The following is a 22,931-nucleotide window of genomic DNA, read 5'->3' as shown; positions in this document are numbered from 1 at the left end:
CCGCACCGCGTTTGCTCAGGACGACGGTTGCGCCGGTGTCTCAGGCGCCGCCTGGTCTGCTGCCTGAGGCGTTGCCTGATAGGTGGGAAAACCTTCCGGCACGCGATCATCCCGCGGCACCGCCTTGCCGATCAGTTTCCGATCCGACAGGCCTCCCGCCTGGGCGGGCGTCTGCCCATCGCACAGGTGCGTTTCCGTATGGCCGTGGTTGTCGACCAGCACGCCGCTGCTTTCGTAGCCGGCCGCGCCCGGCGCGGGCGAGCTGGTCTCCGAGAACACGGTGAAGGTGGAACGGCCATCGCTCAAGCGCAGGTAGGTGAGCGTGCCGCCGGCGCCATTGCTCGCCTGGTTGCCGCTGGCGAACAGCCGCGGCGGCACCGGTTCGCGTTCGTTGGGGAAATCCGCTTCCAGGTTGCGCTCGGTGCCGTAGCGGTAGCGCAGCTCGTCGTAGGTGTCGTTGCCGGGCTTGCCGCAGACGGCGATCTGCTTCTGGCCGGAGGAGCAGGCGAACAGCGTGGTCTGGTCGGCGGGGCAGAGGCTGCCCTGGGTGGGGCCGTCGGAAGAGGATTGCGCGTGGACGTCCGGCGAGCCTGCTGCACACAGGCAGGCGATCGCGAGGGTATACAGCGAAAAACGGCGATCCGGTGTCATGAGGTTTTCCCCGCGGTTCAAGGCTGCTTGTAAGTGGGAAAGCCGGGCGGCACTTTCGGGTCCAGCGGCACCGCGTCGCCCAGGAACTTCGGGTCCAGCAGCATGCCCGAATAGGTGCGCGCCTGCGCATCGCACTTGCGCGTGGCGAGCAGCTTGCCATGCCTTTCGACGATGACGCCGCTGCGCTCGCTGGCATCGGTGCCCTGATAGGTAGGATTGACCGCCTCCGCGTACACCGTATAGCTGGTGTCCCCATTATTCAGGCGCAGGTAGACCAGGGTTCCCCGTCCACCGTCGCCGAGGCTGTTGCCGCCGGCAAATTCGCGCGGGGGCATGAGCCGGGCGGGGAACTCCAGCTCCGTGTTGCTGCTGCTGCCAAAGCGGTAATGCAGCGTGCCGAACGGCGAGCCGCCGGTGGCGGCCGCGCACACGGCGATCTGCTTCTGTCCCGAAGGGCAGGCGAACATCACGGTCTCGCCGGCATGGCACAAGGTGCCTTCCACCGGGCTGCCGAAGTACGACTGGGCCTGAGCATGGGGCATGGCTCCGGCGGCAAGCACCCACAGCGCCAGGGTCCTTGAGCAAAAAACGCGTTCCGTTTTCATGGCCCTGAGGCCTCTCCTTTAGTGATGCCGCAGGGGCGGGCCTGGACCCGCCCCTGTGCCGCTCAGTTCACCCGCTTCACCGACAAGCCGCTCTGCGCCGCCAGATCGTCCGGCGGCAGCAGCGGATCGGCCACCAGGGTGTTCCACCAGGCACTGCCGACGTTCTCCGAGCTGCCGATCGCCGCGCTGGCGTCGCCCTGCCAGTCGATGGACGGGGCCGCGCTGCTGTCGGCGGCGCTGCGCAGGACCACGATATAGCCGCCGGTGCCGGCCGACCATCCGTAGGTTTGCGCACTTGCGGCGACCATCACGCTTTGCCCGTTCCAGCAACCGCCATTGGCCACCACATTGAGGCTCACCGTCGCCGTGGCGCTGAGCCTGCCGTCGCTCACCGTGTACGCGAAGCCGTCGGTGCCGGTATAGCCATGCGCCGGGCGGTACGTGTAGGTGCCGTCGTAGTTGCGCGTCAGCGTGCCGTGCGCGGCCTTGCCCAGGGTGAGCGTCAGGCAGTCGCCGTCCACGTCGCCGATCAGGCAGCCGAAGTCGATGCACACGCTGCCGTCCTTCTGCACCTGGAAGCTGGCGTTGCGCGCGGTGGGCGCGTGGTTCACCGGCGCCACCGTGATGCACACCATGGCGGTGTTGGAGTCGGCCGTGCCGTCGCTGTCGCGGTAGCTGAAGCTGTCGGTGCCGTACCAGCCCTTGTTCGGCGTGTAGGTGTAGCTGCCGTCCGGGTTGAGGCTGAGCGTGCCGTGGCAGGGGCCGCAGACGATGCGGGCGGCGAGCTTGTCGCCGTCGGCATCGCTGTCGTTGGCGAGCAGGTCGATGCGCACCGGCGTGCCGGCGTTCGTCGTGGCCTGGTCGTCGCGCGCCACCGGCGCATGGTTCGGCGCCAGCACCGTGATGGTCACGGTGGCCGGAGCCGACTTCAGCTGGCCGTCGTCGGCCACGTACACGAACGTATCGGTGCCGACGAAGGCCGCCTGCGCGGTATAGCTGAAGCTGCCGTCCCAGTTACGCGTCAGCGTGCCGTGCTTCGGCGTGGCGGTGAGCGTGGCATGCAGGCTGTCACCATCCACGTCGCTGTCGTTGGCCAGTACGTCGATGCGCGTGGCCTGGCCCGCGCGGGCGGTCACGGCATCGTTGTTGGCCACCGGTGCCTGGTTCACGTGCGCCACGTGGATCCACACCATCGCCGGGTTGGAATCGAACTGGCCGTCGTTGGCGGCGTAGGTGAAGCCGTCCAGGCCGTACCAGTTCGCATCCGGCGTGTAGGTGTAGGTGCCGTCGGCGTTGAGCGCCAGGCTGCCGTGGCTGGGGCCGCACAGGATGCGCGCGGTGAGCGGGTCGCCGTTGATGTCCCAGTCGTTGGCGACCGGATCGATCTTCACCGCTCCGTTCTCGTTGACCCAGGCGCCGTCGTCGAAGGCCAGCGGCGGCAGGTTCGGGCCGAGCACCGTGATGGTGACGGTGGCAAGGTTGGAATCGGCCTTGCCGTCGTTGGCCACGTAGGTGAACGTGTCGGTGCCGGTGTAGCCGCAGTCAGCGGTGTAGCTGAAGCTGCCGTCGGCGTTGTGCACCACGGTACCGTGCTTCGGTCCCGCCACCATGCGCGAGCTCAGCGCGTCGCCGTCCGCATCCGTGTCGTTGGCAAGCACCCGGATGTTGGCGGTCTGGTTGTTGTGCACGCGTGCCGTATCGTTGGCCGCCACCGGCGCCTGGTTGGCGGAAGCCACCACCAGCCGCACCGTCGCCACGTTGGACAGCGACTTGCCGTCGCTGGCCTGGTAGGTGAGCGTGTCGGTGCCGGTCCAGCTGCCGCTGGAGACATAGCTCAGGCTGCCGTCCGCATTGCGCGTCAGTGTGCCGTGCGCGGGGCCGGACACCAGCACCAGCGACAGCGCATCGCCATCGGCGTCGGTGTCGTTGGACAGCGGGTTGAAGTTCAGCGGCTGGCCCTGCTTGCCGTTGAACGTGTCGTCGTTGGCGACCGGTGCATGGTTGGTGGCGCGCACCGTGATCGTTACCGAGGCAAGCGCCGAATCGACCACGCCATCGTTGGCGACATAGCTGAAGCTGTCGGTGCCGCTGAAGGCCGCGTTCGGCTTGTAGGTCAGCGTGCCATCCGCATTCACGGTAAGCGTGCCGTTGGCCGGCTGGCTGACGATGCGCGCGGTGAGGCCGGCGTTGGCGGCGCGGCCGGAACCGGCGTTGACGCCCGTGCTGTTGTCGATGTCGCTGTCGTTGGCCAGCACGTCGATGGTCACCGGCACGCCCTGTTCGGTGGCGGCGGTGTCGTTCACCGCCACCGGCGCGTGATTCACCGGCGTCACCGTCAGCACGATGGTGGCCACGTTGGAATCGGCCGTGCCGTCGTTCACCTGGTAGGTGAAGCTGTCGCCGCCGGCGTAGTACGCGGCCGGGGTGTAGGTGAAGCTGCCATCGGCATTGCGCACCAGCGCGCCGTGCACCGGACCGCTGACGATCACCACCGACAGCGGATCGCCGTCGACATCCCTGGCGTTGCCGCGCGGGTCGAGCACGATGGCGCCGTCCTCGGCCACCGTGGCGCTGCCGTCCTGGGCCGTGGGCGCATGGTTCACCGGCGTCACGGTCAAGGTGATGGTGGCGACGTTGGAATCGGCGCTGCCGTCGTTGACCTTGTAGCTGAAGCTGTCGCTGCCGCGGTACAGCGCGTCCGGCACGTAGGTGAAGCTGCCGTCGGCGTTCTGCGTGAGCGTGCCATGGGTCGGGCCGCTGACGACGACGGCGGTGAGCGCATCGCCGTCGACGTCGCTGGCATCGCTGCGCGGATCCAGCGTCAGGCGGCCGTCCTCCGGCAAGGTGGCATCGGCATTGGCGGCGGTCGGCGCGTGGTTGATCGGCGTCACGGTGATCTTCACCGTGGCGACGTTCGAATCCACCATGCCGTCGTTCACCTTGTAGCTGAAGCTGTCGTCGCCGCGGTACAGCGCATCCGGCACGTACTGGTAGCTGCCGTCGGCCAGGCGGGTAAGGGTCCCGTGCTGCGGGCCGCTGACGATCACCGTGCTCAATGCATCGCCGTCGACGTCGCTGGCGCCGCTGCGCGGATCGATCGTCAGCAGGCCTTCCTCGGCCACGACGGCGTTGAGGTCGGCAACGGTCGGCGCGTGGTTCACCGGATCCATGGTGAAGGTCAGCGTCGCCACCGCCGAGCTCAGCTGCCCGTCGCTCAGCTGGTAGCTAAAGCTGTCGGTACCGCGGTACAGCGCGTCCGGCGTGTAGGTGAAGCTGCCGTCGGCGTTGAACTGCAGGCTGCCGTGCTGCGGGCCGCTGACCAGCACCGCGGTGAGCGGATCGCCGTCGACGTCGGTGCCGTAGCTCAGCACCTGGCCGCTGTAGGCCTGTTCCTCCGGCGTATGCACCTGCGCGTTGATGGCGATCGGCGCGTGGTTGACGTGGATCACCACCAGGCTGACGGTGGCCACCGGCGAATCCGCGGTGCCATCGTTGGCGACGTAGGTGAAGCTGTCGTCGCCGTAGAACAGCGCGCCCGGCGTGTAGGTGTAGGTGCCGTCGGCGTTCTGCGTCAGCGAGCCGTGCTGCGGCTGGTTGACGATGCGGTAGGTGAGGGCGTCGCCATCCACGTCCGAGCTCAACGGACGCAGGTCGACGATCGCCGTGCCGTCCTCCTGCAGCGTCACCGTCAGGTCGTTCGCACCTGGCGCATGGTTCACGTGCGCGATGGCGAGGTTGACCGTGGCGAGGTTGGACTGCGCCTTACCGTTGTCGAGCAGGTAGGTGAAGCTGTCGTTGCCGTAGTACAGCGCGTCGGGCACGTAGGTGAAGCTGCCGTCGGCGTTGAAGGTGAGCTTGCCGTGCGCCGGGCCGGTGACCACGGTGGGCGTGGCGCCGGCGGCGTTGACGTCGTTGCCGAGCACATTGACGTTGACGCTGCTGTCTTCCTGGCCTTGCACCAGGTCATCGTTGGCCTGCGGCAGGCCCATCAGGGCCACGTCGCTGACGGTGACGTGGCTGCCCGCCGGGCCGAAGCCAAGCAGGTCGAACGACAGGTTCACCGCGGTGCCGGCGGCAATGCCACGCAGGTCGACCAGGTAGGTGCGGCTGCCGTCGGCGTTGGTGACGTAGCTGACGCCCTGGCCGAGGTACGAGCTGCCGTCGCCCTGCAGGTTGAGCATCGAGGCGGTACCGCTCAGGCCGATCGCACCGCCGAGCGAGGCGCCCGTGGTGGCATCGAGCAGGGCGGCTTCGAAGGCGTCCTCGGGCATGTCGCCCGGGTTCTGCAGCTGCACGCCGCTGACGGTGAAGTGCAGGAACTGCTCGTCGGCCGTGACGATAAAGCTCTGGCTGATGCGCGTCTGCGTGCCGGTGCTTTCGCCCAGGGTCGCGGTGCCGTTGGCGATGGCGACGTTGCCCGTGCTGCTCCAGCCGTTGTTGACATCGAGCGTGCCCGACAAGGCCTGGGCGGGACCGGCGGCGTTCGCCGCCGGCGTGGCCGAAGCGGACGGCGTCGAACCGGACGGCGCTACGACCACGTCGTAGTGGCTGTCGTTCGATGCACTCGCTGGCGCTGACTTCAACTGCGCCGCCAGTTGCAGCATGGCGGCCAGTTCGGCCTGGGTCGGCAGCCGGCGTACGCCCGGCTGCAGGGTCGCGTTCATGAAATCGCGGCCGTCCGGGCTGTGCTCGAAGCCGAGCAGGTGGCCGTATTCGTGCAGCAGCACGCTGAGCATGTCCATCTTGCCGTCGGCGGCGCTGCCGGCCTTGGCGATCCATACATTGGGGTCAGCCGTCGGCAGGAAATCGTCCGCGCCGTCGATCGAACCCATGTACCAGCCATAGCCGTTGCCGTCGTCGTCCAGCGCGATCGCCGTGCCCTGTTCCTCGCCCAGCGCGCCGGCATCGAGGCTGGCGACGGTGGTCGCCGCGGCGGCCTGCTGCACCAGCGTGTCCAGCGTGGAGCCCGTGCTGGCCTGGCTGCTGGTCCACGTGCCCACGGCTTGCGTGCTGGTGGACTGCACCGGGCCGTTCGGCGCATCGGCCGGCGCGGCGGCGGTGTCGCGGCGTGGAGCAATCGCCGTCGGTGCGGACGCGGGGCGGCGCAGGTGGATGGTGAAGTCGCTCTGTCCGCCTTGGCTGACCTTGGTCGTGATGCCCAGCTTGCCGAGCAGCAGGCGCATGTTGCTGTACGAATTGCCGCCTTCGAAGATGGCCTTGCGGACAGCGGCGTAGATGGTTGCGCGCTCGGTAAGCTTGGCCGCGTTGCCGGCAAAGCCAGGGTTGATCGCCAGCGTGACGTCGTTGATGGCGCTGGCACCGCGATCGGCGATCGCATTTACATGGTTCACATCCCAATGCCAGCCGCCGGCCGCTAGCAGGAAGAACCGTCCACTCTCCGAGTCGAGGTTCATGTACTTGCCCGGATCCTTCATGAAGTCGGTGACGAAGTCGCCGCCACCCGGGGCCTTTGCGATATCCGGATGATTGGCCTGCATGTACAGGGCGAAGTTGTGATAGTTAGTCCAGCCGGTCAGCTGGGTCGCGCCGCGGCCTCGATACAAGCGTCCCGTCTGCTGCGCATAGGTGCCTTTGGATGTGCCGTTGCCCTTATCGGTCGAATAGACCCAGTCGAGCAGGTCCAGCGGATCGGCGGTGTGGTGGGCCTTGAAGTACTCGATGTTCTTCTGCTCGGCAGCTTTGATCGCCGCGTCCTTCTGCGCGGTGGTGGCGTTGGGTGGAATCACCGGCTGATTAGGGCATTCCGCTGCATTGGCCGCGCTGTACTGGAAGTACTTGCCCCAGGCTTTGAGGATAAAGCTCACCGAGTAACCAGGATCTTCGATGAGCAGGCTCAGCCCGGCGCTCTCCGCCGTGACCTGGGCGAAGAACGCAGCGGCCCGGTCCGGCGTATTGATCTGGAACTCCGTCAGCATCTTGTTCATGGAGCTCACCCACGGCGTCATGCTGTCCACCGAGTGGTTGAACGCATGGGCCAGCGATTCGGCGGTGAGCGGCCACGACCAGCCCAGGCCGCCCAGGCCTACGTTGGACGCATTGATCAGGCCGCCGCCTTGCGTGCCGTCGCCGAACAGCGACGACACCGCCTGGCTGGCATTGCCGTTGTGGATCAAGCCGCTCAATTCCTCCCATGAGCCGTCATGGTTGCCGGCTCCGGCCGCGCCTTCGTTCTGGGTCGTGCCGTATACCGACAGGAAGTCGCTTAGCGCAGCCTGTTCGTTGTCGGCACCCTTGGTGTTGTTGACCTTGGGCAGCAGCGCCGTGAGCGCCGCTGCATTGCCGTAGCTCCAGGTATTGCCGGTAAAGGCGGCCAGGTCGAAACCCGGTGTGGTCTTCAAGGTAACCAGGGCGGCGGTCAGATCGATGGCCTTGTCGTTGCCAGCCACCATGGTCTGGTTGCTCTTGTCCTTGTCGGTCTCGGTGAAGGTCTTCTTGTCGGAGATGTACTGGTTGTCGACGCCGAGCTTGAAGTTGGCGCCCAGATGGTTGGTGCTGGTGTTGTTCTTCTTGCCGACCGTGACGGTCACCAGGTTGGCCTGTTCCGAACCGTCGAACAGCAGCGGCTGGTTGCCCTTGGCGCCCACCGATGCGCGCGACGAGGCGACCATCAGGTCGAACAGCCAGCTGGTGCCGAATACGGCGCCGCCGGCATCGGTCTGCAGGTTCCTCCAGTTGGGCAGGTCGGCATTGGTCTGCGCGTAGCCGTCGCCGCTCCTGGCGAAGAACTGCATCCAGTGCGGCGCGTTGTAGGCGTTGAGCCAATCGAGCGCGGCGCCGTTGTTGATGGAGGCGTTCTTCGAGTACGAGAAGGAGCTGGCGGTGCCGGCGGTGACCTCCTCGAACAGCGACAGCGCGCGTGCTTCGGCTTCGCCGAACTTGCCGTCGACCTTGAAGTCCTGCAGCGCGTCCGCGCTCGCGGTGGTCAGGCCCAGCGCCGGATAGCCCAGGTACTTCAGGCGCTGCTCGATGCGGTAGACGTCGACGATGTCGTTCTTCTGGCCGATGCCCACCGCGCCGCTCAGGTGGATCGCGCTATAGCCCGGATCGGACGCGGGGCGGTCGCCGAACAGCACCGTGCCGGAGGCCTTGGTGTAGTCGTTGGCGGTGACCTTCAGCACCACGCTGCGCTGTTCCTTGGTGACCTTGCCGTCGGCGCCGGTGACTTCCACGTAGAAGATCACGGCGAGGTCGTCGATGCTCTTGGCGCCCACCGTATGGCCGGCACGCAGTGCATCCTCGTCGGCCTGGGTCAGGTTCGGCACCAGGAACAGCGTGCCCTGGTCCTTGAACGAGACCGGCTGGCCGTTGGCGTCGCGCGACACCACGTCCAGCGTCGCCAGCGAACCCTTCTTCTTGGGGCCGGCCTGGGTGATCAAGTTCAGCGCCTTGCTGTTGGTGCCGGAGGCGGGCACCGAGAAGGTCTGCGCTTCGTTCGGCAACAGGTCGAAGCCGCCGAGCTTGGCCATCTGCGCGGTGACCGCGGCCTGCGCGGCTGGCGGCAGGCTGGTGAACGGCAGGTTGAGCAGGTTGGCCGCCAGTGTGCCCGCGCTGATCAGCAACTGCCTCGCCACCAGGTCGCGCACGTCGACCTGGATGACGTCGCCCATGTCGCCGGAGGTGGAAACGTGCAGCGGGCCATCGTCGAACCAGGCGCCGGCCGGCGCGCTGGCCGAGCCGCCCGAGGGCGGCGGGATCTGCTGCTGGGCATCGCCCGGGAGCGGAATGTGCTTGCTGTCGCCCTGGCCGTCGGGCATCGCCAGCGCGGCCTGGATCAGTTCCGCCACGTTCCATGCGGCGTTCTGGTTCGGGTTCTGCTGGTTCTGGTCGACCGTGCCGAAGCCGCCCTTGAGCTGGCCCACCAGCACGCGGCCGTCCTCGGACACAGTGAGGTTGATGATGCCGTAGCCGTCCAGCGGCAGGGTCGCGCCCAGGTACTGCGGCGTGCCGAGCTTGCCGAAGGGGTCCTTGACGATGCCGAGCTTGCCGCCGACCGCCACCTTTTTCGCGCTGGCGCTGCCGCCCACGGCGATCGGCGGGCCGAACGGCGGGAACAGGAAGTCCGGCGCCTCGAACATCGCCTTCCAGTACGGGTCGTTGAAGTTGTAGTTGTCGTCCGCGACGATCGCGTACTCCACGCCGTCCTGCTCGACCAGCACTGCGCTCTGCGCGCGCTGGATGTTGGTGCGGTCGATCTGGATTGCATTGGTGGGCTGCGACATGTCGATGGCCGACATGGTCGCGCTGACCACGTTGCCGTCCGCGTCGCGGGTGAGCGTGAGGGTGGACAGGCCGCGGTCGTAGTCGGCCACGTTGGAGACCAGGTAGCGGTCCGGGTCCGGCGTGGCCGAGACGATCTGCGGCGCCTTGCCGCTCAAGCCGTCGCCGGGAAGCAGGGCGACGACCGGCGCGGCGATCTCGCCGGTGGCGAAGTCCAGCTTGCTCAGGTCGAGGATCAGCACGTCGCCGCGCTTGCTCGGATTGCCCAGCATCACGCTGTTGGGATTGCGCGGCACGGCCACCACCAGGGTCTTCTTGTCCGCGCCCAGCGCCATGCCGGTGACGCCGTAGGTGGAGTCCTCGATGCCGGTGCCCTTGATCGAAACCGGCACGTTGTACGAATGGCTGCCCGGGTCGATGTCCATGGCGAGCAGGCGGTTGTTGCCGGCCCCGACGCCATAGCCGTTGCCTTCGCCGACGATCAGCACGTTGCCGACCGCCACCAGGCTGGTGATGTTCTTGCCGTCGCCGGTGCTGATGGTGTCGATCAGGCGGAAGCTGACCATGTCGATCACGTAGATCACCCCGTTGCCGCCCACGTAGCAGCGGCTGAGGTCACCGGAGAAGGCGATCGGGTTGACCTTGGTGCCGGTCAGGTAGGTGCCGTCGAAATCGTTCGGCGTGCCCAGCATGTCCAGCAGGTTGGTTTCGCCGACGACGTGGTTCTCCTGGATGAACTGCACGCCGGTGCGGGTCAGCACGGCGCCCATGTCGGGTTTGAGCACCACCGCGGCGATGTTGCCGGCGTACTCCAGCGGCGGTGTGCCGGTGAGGTTGCCGGAGCCGTCCATGCTCTGGTTCGGGATGCGCCGCACCAGCTGCCAGCGCACGCTGCCGATGGCGATGCCTGCAGGCACGTCGATGGCCACGTCGCCGTTGGCGTCGCCGGCCAGGGTCTGGATGTCGCGGTGGCTGCCGTCGGGGAACAGCACGCGCACGACGATGTCGCCCTTGAAGTCGCCCGGGTTGCTGTTGTCGAGATCGACGTGCAGCTTCTGCGCGCCGGTGTCGTAGGAGATGTCGGTGATGTTCGGCAGCACGATGTTGCCCGCCACCGTCGGTGCCGGCGGCAGCAGGGCGCTGACGTCGAGCGAGTAGTTCTGGCCCGGATCCAGCTGCGGCAGCGGGATGTCGGCGAACTGCGGCACGCCGAAGTGGTAGCTGCCGGCGGTGAAGCCGGTGGCCGCGCTGGCGAGGATGCCGATCATCTCCGAGGTGATGTCCGCGCCCATCAGGCCGCCTGCCAGGCTCACGCCCAGCCCGCCGAACGTGGCCCAGTCACCGGCGCCGACGCCAAGCTCGAACATGCTGCCGATCACGCCCGGCAGGCGGCGGCACACCACGTAGTCGCCGGAAGCCTGCAGGCCGTCGTACGGCGGACTCGCCGTGCGCGCGACGCCGTCGGCGCCGACGTAGCCGTTGTCGACCAGCCACCAGGTGTCGTGCATGGTGCCGTCCGGCGCCATCACGGTGCCGCGGCGCAGGAACAGCACTTCGTCGCCCGGCTGGGCGATGCCGCTGCCCTGCACGGGAATGGCCATCTGCAAGGGGTACTGGCTGGCGGCCTGGCCGATGTCCAGGTGGAACGCACCCAGCGCCTGCAGCACCGAGGGCGCCGGCGCGGCCATGCCGGTGGCGGCCTGCAGCGAGGCAAGGTCGATGCGCTGGATCGACACGGCCGTATCGGCCGCGAGCACGCCCGCGCCGATCATCACCGTCTCGCCGGTGGCGGCGGCCACCACGGCACCTTCGTCTTTGTGGACCTGCACGCTCTGCGGCGCGGGCGTGCCAGCGTCGCTGTCGACCACCTGCGCCACGTCCACGTGCAGCACGATGTCGCGCTGGCCGATGGTCTGGTTGACGATGTTGCCGAAGATGTCGGTTTCGCTGCGCAGGTAGACCACGCTGATGGTCACCACGCCCGGATGCTGCGCGGTGATCAGGCCGGAGGCGCTGACCGTGGCGATGTTGTCGTCACCGGAGAGATACAGCAGCGCGCAGCCGGGCGGCAGCGGCTGGTTGGCATCGATGGTCACGCCGGTATCGGGATTGCTGACGTGCACCTTGAGCTGGCGCGTGCCGTCGGCCTGCAGCGAGATGGTGTCCGGATAGACGTCCGGGATCAGGATCGCGGGGCCGCCCGGGGCGGCCGCCGCGTCGTCGCCATCGTCGGTATCGGTGTCGCCGCCGGAGTTGCTGCCGCTGTCGTCCTGCAGGTAATCGACGTTGATGGCTTGTTCGGTGCGCACCACATGGCCGTCGGCATCCTGGTGGCTGGCCTGCAGCAGGGCAGGACCGGAGCCGTTGCAGATCAGCAGGCCGCGCGCCGCATCAAGGGTCACCGCCGCGGGCGAGGTCGCGCCCAGCGCGGCCAGGTCGGCCAGCGACAGGTTGAGGTAGCCGAGCGCCGTGCTCACATCCACGCCGAGCTGGTCCTCGAAGTCCACCGTGGCCTTGATCGCATAGGCCTGGCCCGGTTCGAGCAGGCCGGCCGGCTGCAGGTGGATCGCGGTCAGGCGCGCCGCGCTGACCTGCACGTTGAGCTGGATCGGCGCACTGCTGCCGAAACCGTCGTCGGCGCCGACGAAGATGCTCGCCGGGCCGCTGTAGCCGGCTTCCGGCACGAAGATCACCGAGCGTCCGTCGCTGCTCAGCGTGGCCGTGCCGTGGGTGGCGCTCAGCACGCGCCAGAACAGCGCGTCGCCTTCGTAGTCCTGCGCCACCGCGGCCAGCGCGATGCTGGTCGGCAGGTCGGTGTGCGTGACCGTGGCCGGCAGATTGGCCACCGGTACCGGCGGCAGGTTGGCGCGCCAGCCGTAGTTGGCGTAAAGCACCTGGCGGTCGCTCTGGTCGACGATGCCGTCGCCGTTGAGGTCGCCGCCGAGGTTGCCGCTGGCGGCGTCCTGCGTCCAGGCCGCGCTGTCGGCGCCATCGATGCGGCCGTCGCCGTTGAGATCGCCGGCGATGGACACGCGCACGGTGGCATGGCCGCTGCCGCTCAGGCGCAGCAGTTTCAGGCCGGCTTCGGTGACGCGCACCAGCAAGGTGCGCACGCCGTTGAGCAGGGTCTGGCCGAGCACGTCGCCGCCGATCACCTGCAGGTCGGACTGCGCCTGGTCGAACTGCACGCTCACCGCCACGATCAGCGCGCCGCCGGCACCCGGCACCTTGACGGTGGAGGCCAGCTCGCTGTCGCGGATCTGGAAGGCCAGCGAGGTGGACTGGCCGGGTTGCAGGTCGCCGCTCCACTGGTTGGCGTTGGCATTGCCCATCCAGTTGGCAGCGGTGCCGAGGTTGGCCGCGACGGTGTCGGCATAAGGCTTGCCGTCGGCGCCGTAGCCGTAGGGCGTGCCCAGGCCGGTGCTGTCGAGCGCGCGGGCCAGCACCAGGCGGTTCTGCTCGTCGTACGCATAGACCATGGTGCGCTGGCCGCCGGCGCCGCCGAGCGGGCCGGCGATGCGTACGATGCGGCCCTGCGCATCGCGCACGATGCTCACGCGGTCGGCATCGCTGCCGCCGACCAGTGCGATGCCGGCATCGGAGACCAGCCATTGCCTGCCATCGGCGAAGTTCACGCCAGTGAGCTTGCCGCTGGCATCCAGGCTGTAGCTGGTGCCGTCGGGCGCGGTCAGCACATAGCCGTCGGGCACCCAGGGCAGGCCGGTGAGCTGGTTGTAGAGATGCGTGCCCTGGCGCTGCAGCGCATCGCCGTCGACCGCCGCCAGCTGCCAGCCCTGGTCGGCGCCGAAGCCGGCGCTGTACACCACCGGTGCGCCGGGGCCGCCGGGCAAGGCGCTGCCCGTGGTGCCCAGGGTGAAGCTGAGATAGCGCGTGGGCGCGCTGGGGTCGCCCAGGCTGCCCGGAACCTGCAGCCACACGTGGCTGCCCACGGTCCACGCCGCGGTTGCGCCGGTGGACGTGGTGGCCGGCTGGTCGGTGGTCAGGTGCAGGTCGAAGCCGTCCAGCGTCCAGTTGCCGAAGTCGGCGCCGCCTTGCGCGGCGACGCTGCGGTCGATCGCCACGGCGTGTCCGCCGAGCTGGAACACCACATCGGCGGCGCGTTGCTGGTCGAAGCTCTTCTGTTCGGTGTTGACGATGAGCTGCGTGTCCAGCTCGCTGGTGCGGCCGGCCAGGTCCCACGCGGTCAGCCGCAGGCGATACACGCCATTGGCGAACTGCGCCGGATCCAGGGTGGCCAGCGTCGCCGACAGCGAGGTATCGACCGCGCCGAAGGACTGGCTGCCCAGCGTCTGCCAGCTGTCGCTGCCGGCGGCGGCGATCTGCAGGCGGTAGCCCGTCAGCTGCAGGTCCTGCAACGTGGCCTGGAGCGCCGCCGGGCCGGTGAGCTCGAGCGGACGGCCGGTCGCATCGGCGCCGGCGAGCAGGCCGCTCCAGCTCAGCAGCGGAGCCTGCGTGTCGGCCGGGTCGCGGATCAGCAGCTGGCTGTCGCGGGTGCCGACGAAGCCATCCGCGTCGGTGGCGGTGGCGCGCACTTCGATGATGCCGGGGTGGGTCGCCTGCAGGTGCAGGCGGCCGCTGCTGTCCAGCGTCACGGTCTGCCACTGGTCGCTGCCCAGGCCGGTGCCGCGCACCTGCACCTGCACGCCGGTGATCGCGCTGAAGCCGCTGGCGCGCACCGTGACCAGCACGGTCTGGCCGGGCAGGGCCGGCGTGCTCGGCACGCTGTCGATCAGCACATTGGGCGCATTGGCCGAAGCATCGGCGACCACGCGCAGGGTGAAGGTCTTCTGCACCGTGGCATGGCCGTCGCTGACCTGCGCGGTGACCACGAAGTCGCCGACCTGGCCAGGACCGGGCGTCCAGTTCAGGCGCATCGTCTGCGCGTCGTAGCTGGCGCCTTCCGGCAGGCCCCTGAAGCTGACGCTCAGGCCCTGCGTCTGCACGCTGCCATCCGGATCGCTGGCGTAGATGCCCTGCTGGTTGTCGGCGCCGCCGAGCTGCACGGGCAGGCTCACGGTCTGGCCCACCGTCACGGCGTGGCTGCTGACGGCGAGCGTCGGCGCACGGTTCACGTCGAACACGCGCACCTGCACGGTCTGGGTGGTGACCAGGCTGCCGTCGGTGACCTTGAAGGTGAAGCTGAAGTTGCGGTTCCCCGCCACGGCGTTGTCGACCACGCCGTAGCCCGGCGTCCATTCGAAATGGCCGGTGACGTTGTCGAAGGCCACGCCGGCCGGGGTGCTGTCGTCGTAGATCAGGCTCAGGTGGGTGGGATCGCCGTCGGCGTCGATCGCGCGCAGGTTGAACGACAGCGTGTCGCCTTCGTTCACCAGCTGCATGGGCATCGGCAGGATCTGCGGCGCCTGGTTCACGTTGGCGACGTGCACTTCAAAGTTACGCGTGAAGCTGGCCGCGCCATCGCTGCCGGTGACGCTGAAGCGGTAGGTGCCGGGGCTGCTGCCGTTGAGGTTGTCGCTCTGCGCGGCGAACATCCCCGGCGCCCAGCTCAGCGTGGCCTGGCCGCCGTTGTTGGCGGCGGGAATGTTCAGCAGCATGCCTTGCGGCAGGCCGCTGGCGGTCCAGTTGATCAGGTCGGCGTCGGCGTCGCCCGCGAACAGGTCCAGCGTGAGCGGTGCGCCTTCGCTGGCGCTCAGCACCACCGGCGTCGTCACGTCGCCGCTGTCGGCCACGGCGTTGCCGTTGAGACGCAGGCCCAGCAGCTGCGGTGGCGTGTCGGCCGCGCGCACCACGATGCGGATGGTGTGGCTGACCACGTTCGGCACCGGGTTGGCGGGGTTGGTGTAGCCCTGGTCCTGCGGCGGCAGGCCGCTGTCGGTGACGGTCAGCACGATGTCGTGCGGACCGACGTCGTCGGCGGTGGGCGTCCAGGTCAGCAGCGTTTGGCCGTACTGCACCTGCTGGCTGAACTGCGCACCCTGCGGCAGGCCGCTTGCGCTCAGGTGCAGCGCATCCTGGTCGGCGTCGCTGATCGCGATGGGCAGGCTGATCGGCTGGCCGGCCACCGCTACGATCTGCTGCGGCAGGTTGAACACCGGCGGCTCGGTGACGGCGCGCGCGGTGACCACGAAGCTGACGGCCTGCGCCATCACGCGATTCGGATCGCCATTGCCGTTGTCGTGCGCGGCGACGGTGATGGTGTAGTCGCCGCGGTCGTTGTCGCCCGGGGCTAGGTGGATGGTGCCCGTCACGTGGCCGTTGTCGCTGGACGGATTCTGGGTGTAGGTGGCGAAGCGCGGCAGGCCGTTGATCGCCACGGTGATCGGGTCGCCGTCGACGTCGACGATGTCCACCGGAATGTCCAGCGAGCCGCCCTTGTCGATGGTGGCGTTGGCGATCGGGGCGATCACCGGGGCGCGGTTGGTGTTGGCCACCACGATCGGGATCACCACCTGGGCGACCGCCGGCGTGCCGGTGCCGTCGCCGTTGTCGGTAGCGATCACCGTGACCTGGTAGCTGCCGCTCTGGTCGTAGCCTGGCGTCCAGTTGATCTGCAGCGTATCCGGGTCGAAGGTGGCGCCGCGCGGCAGCCCCAGCACCTGGTAGCTCACGCTGGCGGGTGCGGCGGAGCCCTGGTCCGCGGACTGGCCGTCGTCGCCCAGGCGCGCCTTCGGCAGGAAGCCCGGGTTATCGGGATCGAATGCGAACACGCTGATGCTGAGCGGCTGGCCTTCGAGGATGTTCCAGGCGTCGCCCAGGTTGCCGTCGAAGCGCGGCGCGCCGTTCGCATTGAGCACGTTCAAGTGCAGCGTCTGCTGCACCGAGGTGACGGTCTGCTCGCCGCTGGGCAGGTCGTAGGTGGCGGTCAGCACCACCAGCACGTCGTAGTTGCCGTGCTGGTTGTAGTCCGGCGTCCAGCTCAGCCAGCCGGTGTCGCGATTGAGCGTCATCCCGGCCGGCAGGTTGGGTGCGCTGTAGCTCAGCGTCGCGCTGGTGCCGTCGGCCAGCTGCAGGCCGCCGGGCAGGCTGCCGGGCAGCTGCAGTCCGAAGCTGTCGCCCTCGCGCAGCACCTGGTTCGCCACGGCGCCGAGCACCGGCGCGGTCCAGGCCTGGTTGACGACGATGTCGAAGCCTTCGCTGCTGGTGAGCCTGCCGTCGCTGGCGCGGACGATCACGTGATACGTGCCGGCCTGGTTGTACGACGGCGTCCAGTTGAGCGTGCCGTTGCGCGCATCGAACGAAGCGCCCGGTGGCAGGTTGCTGATGCTGAATGTGAGCGCGTCGCCGTCGGCGTCCGCGGCGATCAGCGGCAGCGTCAGCGACTGGCCTTCGCTCAGGCTCACCGTGTCCTGCGGTGCGAGTACCGGTGCGCGGTTGCCGCCGGTGACCGGCAGGTGGAAGGTGCGCAGGGCGACGCCGCCGCGGCTGTCCTGCACGCGCAGCACCACCAGGTTGTCGGCGGAGGCGCCGATGCCCGGCGTCCAGTTCAGCGTGGCCGTCGAGCGGTAGACGCCGTCGGCGCTGGCGCTGTAGCCGTCGGGCGGCGTCATCGTCAGGCCGGCAGGGCCTTGCACCAGCTGCCAGAAGAACGAGGTGCCGTCGCTGTCGCTGGCTTCGATCTGCGCGCTCCACGGCTGGCCGATGATGGCCGGCTGGAAGGTATCGGTGGACGGATCCGGTACCAGGCCGGACGGATCGCCCACGTTGTCGCCCGCATCGTCGCCGGTGTCTCCGGCCGGATCGGCGGCGACGACCACTCCGCTGCTGGAGATCGCCATGCTGGGCGGCAGATTCGCCTGCGGCACCGCATACACACCATGCCCCAGGTTGAACTTCGCCAGGTCCGCCAGGCCGCCGCCGAAGTGGCTGGCCGGCACCACGCTGATGGTCTGGTTGGCGAGCGTGGCGCCTACCGCCAGCTTGCCGCCCAGCGCCTGCAGCGCGCTGGTCAGATCCAGCACCCACAGGTCGGACTGATCGCCCGTACCCTGCGTCGCGCCACCGATGTTCATGCCGAAATACGCCCCCGGATCGAGCAGCAGCATCAGCGGGCCATGCAGGTCGTCCGTGCCTATGTTCTTCAGGCTGACGTCGTAGCTGACCGCGCCGGTGCTCTGGTCGGAGCGTGTGTTGCTGAAGGTGAGCTGCACCTGCGTGCTCATGTCCAGCAGCGCGGTGAAGCCGCTGACGGTGTCCTGCCCGATGCGCAGCTGTGCGGCGCTGCGCAGATTGCCGCTGATGGTGAGCTGCCAGTGGCCGGCGGGCAGGCCGGAGACATCGAGGTAAGCCGTGTGCGTAGCGGCATCCCAGCGCACGCTGTGCGGCGTGACGGTGGTGGCGCCGATCAGCTGGAAGTTGTCCGCATCGAGCACGCTCGACGCGTCGCTCAGCGCCGACTGCGCATCCGTGCCCAGCCACATGTCCTGGTCGAACTGCACCGCGATCTGCCCCACCGGCAGCGGGATCAGCGCGCCGTCCGGCACGCTGGTGGCGATCACCCTCGGCGCGCGCGCCGGGGCGATCTCGTCGATGTGGTGGGTTTCGGCGACCAGGATGCGGCCGTCGGCGGTGGTGAGGATCGCCTCGCCCTGGGTGCCTCCGCCGGCCAGCTGCAGCACGCGGCGGGTGGCCAGTTCGATGGTCCACACCGAGGAGCCGCTGGTGGTGTCGGCTACGCCGGCCACCTGCACGTGCTGCGGCAGCGCGCCGGAAGCGACCAGCATGCCGTCGAGCAGCGAGCCGGGTGCGCCGAAGGCGATGCTGTCGACCACGCCCTTGATACGGTATTCCAGCTCGGCGCGGCCCAGCGTGATGCCGCTCATCGGGAAGCTGACGATGTCGGTGGTGCCATTGGGGTCCGCCGCGGTGATGTCGCTGCCGGTCCAGCGCACGCCCCACAGGCGGCCGTCCGGACCGAACGCGAGGTCGCCCACGCGGGTGTTGCTGAAGTGCTGCCAGGCCTTGTTCGGGTCGGCCTGGTTCGGGTGGAACACCTCGATGCCGGCGCCGTCGGAGACATAGATGTCGCCGGTGCCGGGCTGGATCGCCAGCGCATGCGTCAGCGGCTGCTGGCTGGGGCCCTGCATGCGGCGCACGATGGCGCCGCTGCCGGCGTCCACCTGCAGCAGTTCGTTGCCGGTCATCACCCACAGCTGGCCGTACGCGTCCACCGCCATGTCGAGCACGGGCTGGTCGAGCACGAACAGCGGCGTGGTGCCGTGGCCGCCGTCCTTGCCGTAGCGGTACACCTCGTTGCGCTGCTGGCCGGCGCTGACCAGGATCGACTGATCCGGCAATTGCACCATCGCCATCGCGCCGATATCGGCCGCGCCGGTGGCGAAGCCGTCGGCGAAACCGCGCACGGCGAACGGCGCCAGCACGTTCTTCAGATCGCCGGCATTCACGCCGGCCACCGCGCCCGGCAGCATCTGCGTGGCCTGCTGGAACAGCGGATTGCTCGGGTAGTCGCGGTCCTGCGGCGCCTGCGGCACCTGCGCGGTCTGGTCCACGCCCGGGGTGACGCCCAGGCCGTCGAGCACCTGCTGGCGCGCGCCGTCGTCCGGCAGCACCGCATTGCTGACCGAAGCCGCCTCGCGGTTGCCGGCCAGATCCGTGGCCACGGCGAGGAACTCGTAGTGGTTGCCGGCTTCGCCGGTGAACACCGCCTCGTTCGTGCCCGCGGCGACCTGGCGCTGCCAGATCTTGAAGTCGCCGCCGTTGGTGGCGACGTAGACCGTGACGAAGCGGATGCCGCTGGCATCGTCCTGCGCGTTCCACTTCACGTCGTAGGTCGGCGCACCCTGGGCGTTGTTGCCCAGCGAGGTGACGGCGACCGTGGTGCCGGGCGCCTTGGCGTCCAGCGTGACGTTGAGCGTGGCGCTGTCGATCGGCGGCGTGTCGTCGAAGAACACGCGCGCCTGCATGGCGATCTTCGCGCCGGAAGCCGCACCCGGCGCGGCGGCCACGGTGAAGCTGACGAAGCCGCCGGCGTTGCTGCCGGCGAGCAGGCCGCGGCTGGCGTCCTGCATCGCTTCGCCGGTGATCGGATCGATCGCCTGCAGCAGCCAGGTGGCGATGCCGGTCTCGGCGTCGACGCCCGCGCTGACGCGCAGGATGTAGCCCTTGCTGCCGGTGAAGTCGAAGTCGCCCTGGAAGTTGGCGCGGTCGGCGGGAATGTGGATGTTGATGTCGCCGATCTTCAGGTCGCCCAGGCGCACCGAACGCGGATCGAGGTCCGCATCCAGCGGCGACACGATGCGGATCTGGCCCACGCCCTGGCCGGTCGGATTGCTGAAGGCGAAGGTATACGGCAGCGGCGTGGCCGCGGGCACGTACACGCTGCCATCGGCGGCCACGGCCTGGCCCTGCGGACCCTGCACGCTGATCGCCGCATTGGTGGCGCCGGCCTGCTGCGCAACCAGCTGCAGGTACTGCGTGAGGTTGAGGCTCTTGCCCGGCAGCGGATTGAACTTGTCGTCGAGCAGGCCCTGCGCGCGCAGGTATTCCAGCTCGGCCTGGCTGCCGACGAAGATCTGGAAGTTCTCGAACTGCAGCGTGCGGCCGGCGTGCTGGTCGTAGTCGGCCGGATCGGCCAGGGCGGGCACCGGCACTTCGATCTCGTCGCCGTCGTCGTCGGTGCGCGTTTCGTAGTGGTCGATCGGCCCCTTGGCGGCATTCGGATCGCCGGCATAGGTGGACGTATCGCCGTACCACTGCTGCACCTTGGCGAAGAAGCCGAGGAGGTCTGCCTGGGTGCGGTAGCTGTCGCCGCCCTTGGACATCAGAATGCCGGCGGCGAGCGTGGCGTTGAGGCTGACCACCTGCGGATTGGTGGTGATCGGCGGCGCCTGGTCGGCTGGCAGCAGCATGCCGGCGCTTTCCAGCGCGGCCAGCCAGCCGTTCACCCACTGCGAGGCGTCGGCGGCGAGCGTGGCCAGGTTGCTCGGCGCGCCGGGGTCGGCCAGCACGGCGGTGCGCAGCTTCAGTGCGTACGCGGTCTGCTCGGCGATGAACTCGTCGCGGGTGAGCGCGGTGGCGGCGGCTACCACGTTCAGCTGGAACGACTCGGACAGCGCTTCGATCTTGTAGATGATGTCTTCGGGGTCGGTGGACAGGAAGCGCGCGGTCAAGCCTTGCGAAATCTTGTCCAGGCCGCTGACGCCGGCATCGAGGATGCCCTGCGCCTTCCAGTCCGGATGGGTGGCGTACAGCGCGTCGCGCAGGCCGGCGAAGTCGCGGTTGATCCAGGCGGTGAGGCCCGGATAGGTCTGCAGGCGGAAGCTCATGCCGACGAAGCCGTGCGCGGCCACGTCGAAGGCATAGCCCGGCGCCAGGTTGTAGCCGGCGGTGTTGAGCGTACCGTCCAGCGCAGCCCACGGGATATCGGTGCGCGGCAGAGTGGAGCCGGTCTGGCCGTAGGCCTGGTTGTTGGCGGGCGAGCCGCTGACGTTGCCGAACGGCGAGCCGCCGACATTGGAGCCGAAGATCGCGTAGGGCAGGTTGAGGCCGTCGAGCAGGTACTGGTTGTAGCCCATCTCCACCGCGCCGACGTCGAAGCGCACGTACGGGGTGTCGACGTTGGTCAGGCTCTGCAGCGAGACCGAGTAGGTCGCTCCGTCGCCCGGGTTGAGATTGCGCGGGCCGCCGATGCCGATGGTGACGTCGTCCTCGATGCCGCGCTCGACCCGATAGCGGTTCGCCTCGGTGACGCTCTGGCCGTTCGGATTGATCACGCTGACGTCGTACAGGCCCAGCGGGAAGTTGCGCGTGTCGAAGATGGCCCGGATGTGCGTGGCGTCCAGCACCTGCCAGCGGTCCGGTTCGGCCTCATAGACGCCTGGACGGCTGAGTTTCACCAGCGCGCCGGCCTGGAAGGCCGAGCCGTAGATGTCCAGCGTCACCCAGCGGTGGTCGTCGTCGCTGACGCCGCCGTTGTCCGGCGTGATCCTGGTGATCGACAGCGGCAGCAGGTCGGCGCGCAGGGTCGCCGGCACCGCGTTGCCGCTGCGCGAGCGCACCAGGATGTAGTAGTCGCCGGCCAGCGTGCTGGGGATCAGCGCCTGCTGGTCGGCCGCGGACGGATTGCTGTAGGCCGCGTCGTAGGCGTAGGTGGTCGGGATGTCGCCATAGCGGATGTACAGCTCGTTGTCGCCGCTGGCGGCCATCGAGTCGAGCATCACGCGCAGGGTCTGGCCGGCCGCGACGGTCACCTTGTACAGCTGCACGTCGCCGCTGGACAGCGTGGTCTGCAGCGGGCTGGCGATGGCCAGCGGCGGCACCTGGGTCTGGATGGTGGCGGCCGAGGCGGTGAGGTTGTTGGCCTCGCCCGGCGCCATCACCAGGCCGTTCGGGCCGTAGCTGATGCCGCCTTCGTAGACCTCGTTGTACAGGTCCGGACGCACGATGATGCGCCAGTGGCCGTCCTTCAGCGGCGGCAGCTGCGCGGTGAGCTTGCCGCTGTAGCTGGCGCCGCCGGCCAGGTCGCCGCTGTGCGTGACTTTGCCCAGCAGGATGTCGTCCAGGCCCCACACGTTGTCCATCGACAGATAGATCGCGTCGGTCCACTGGCCGTAGGCCGGATTGGTGGAGTCGTTGACGATGGTGTAGTTGACGGTGACGGTATCGCCCACCTGCGCCTGCGGCGGCACGGTCACGTCGGTGACCTTCAGGTCCGCCGGCGGCGGCGTCTGCACCAGCATCGGCTGCGGCGCGGCGGTGGCGTTGTTCTGGTCGTTGCCGAATTCCAGCACCTGGCCGTACGGGCCGGCGCCGAACGCGCGCGCCGGATCGGTGATCACGAACACGTAGTACGGGCCGTCCAGGTCGCGCGGCGCGGTCACCGAGAAGTGGCCGTCGTAGCCGCCGCCCGCGGCGAGGCCGCCGCTGTGGCCGAGGTAGCCGAGGTAGCGGTCCTGGTTGACGTCCAGGAAGCGGTCGCGCGAGAGATAGATCAGGTCGTTCCACTGGCCCTGGTCGCTGGGCGTGTCGCCGCCGGCGTTGGTCACGTGGTAGTCGACGCTGAAGCTCTGGCCGGCCACCACCGAGGCCGGCGCGCTGACCAGGCTCACCTGCAGGTCCGGCGGCGTGGCCAGGGTGATCGGCAGCGCGATCGAGGAAACGTTGTTGCCCTCGTTCTGGAACTCCAGCACGGCGCCCGGGCCGTTGCCGGTGACCACGTCCAGGCCGTCGCGGATCGAGCTGGGCTCGCTGTAGTACCAGTCCTTGGTGGTGGCGGTGTCGGTCTTGACGATGACGTTGTAGTTGCCGCTGATCGACTGCGGCAGGTGGAACGTGGCCGACATCGTGTACGACTCGCCCGGCTGCAGGAAGCGCGGCTTGCCGTTGGCGTCAAGCAGGGAAACCGGCTGCACGCGGCCAGGGTTGCTGTACAGCGAGCCTTCCACCAGCGGGTAGTCGGTGGGATCGAGCGAGCTGTCGTTGGACAGGTACACGCCGTCG

The 22,931-nt window shown here is 68.7% G+C and carries 3 protein-coding genes (1 of these 3 cut by a window edge); all 3 read right to left on the bottom strand.

Going from position 1 to position 22,931, the window contains the following annotated elements:
* Positions 1-15: 15 nt before the first annotated feature.
* Entirely contained in the window at positions 16-651 is a 636-nt protein-coding gene (locus FHW84_RS12885; RefSeq protein WP_167256105.1) for a hypothetical protein, read from the bottom strand.
* Between the two features lie 17 nt (positions 652-668).
* A complete protein-coding gene (locus FHW84_RS12880; RefSeq protein ID WP_167256103.1) occupies positions 669-1,193 on the bottom strand; it encodes a hypothetical protein in 525 nt (174 codons plus the stop codon).
* Positions 1,194-1,318: 125 nt separating this feature from the next.
* A protein-coding gene (locus FHW84_RS12875) for an Ig-like domain-containing protein (protein WP_167256101.1) crosses the window boundary here: on the bottom strand, positions 1,319-22,931 show its 3' portion. 16,799 nt of this gene lie beyond the right edge of the window; only the last 21,613 of its 38,412 coding nucleotides appear in the window; the start codon falls outside the window, past its right edge — the gene reads right to left on this strand; its stop codon occupies positions 1,319-1,321.

The organism is Dyella sp. SG562 (genome assembly GCF_011759495.1).
GTDB classification, from domain to species: domain Bacteria; phylum Pseudomonadota; class Gammaproteobacteria; order Xanthomonadales; family Rhodanobacteraceae; genus Dyella_D; species Dyella_D marensis.
This window is presented reverse-complemented; position numbering and strand designations above follow the sequence as displayed.

What these genes read in the sequence shown, in the direction of transcription:
- FHW84_RS12885 (WP_167256105.1), bottom strand. Translation starts at nt 651, where the DNA reads ATGACACCGGATCGCCGTTTTTCGCTGTATACCCTCGCGATCGCCTGC.
- FHW84_RS12880 (WP_167256103.1), bottom strand. Translation starts at nt 1,193, where the DNA reads ATGCCCCATGCTCAGGCCCAGTCGTACTTCGGCAGCCCGGTGGAAGGC.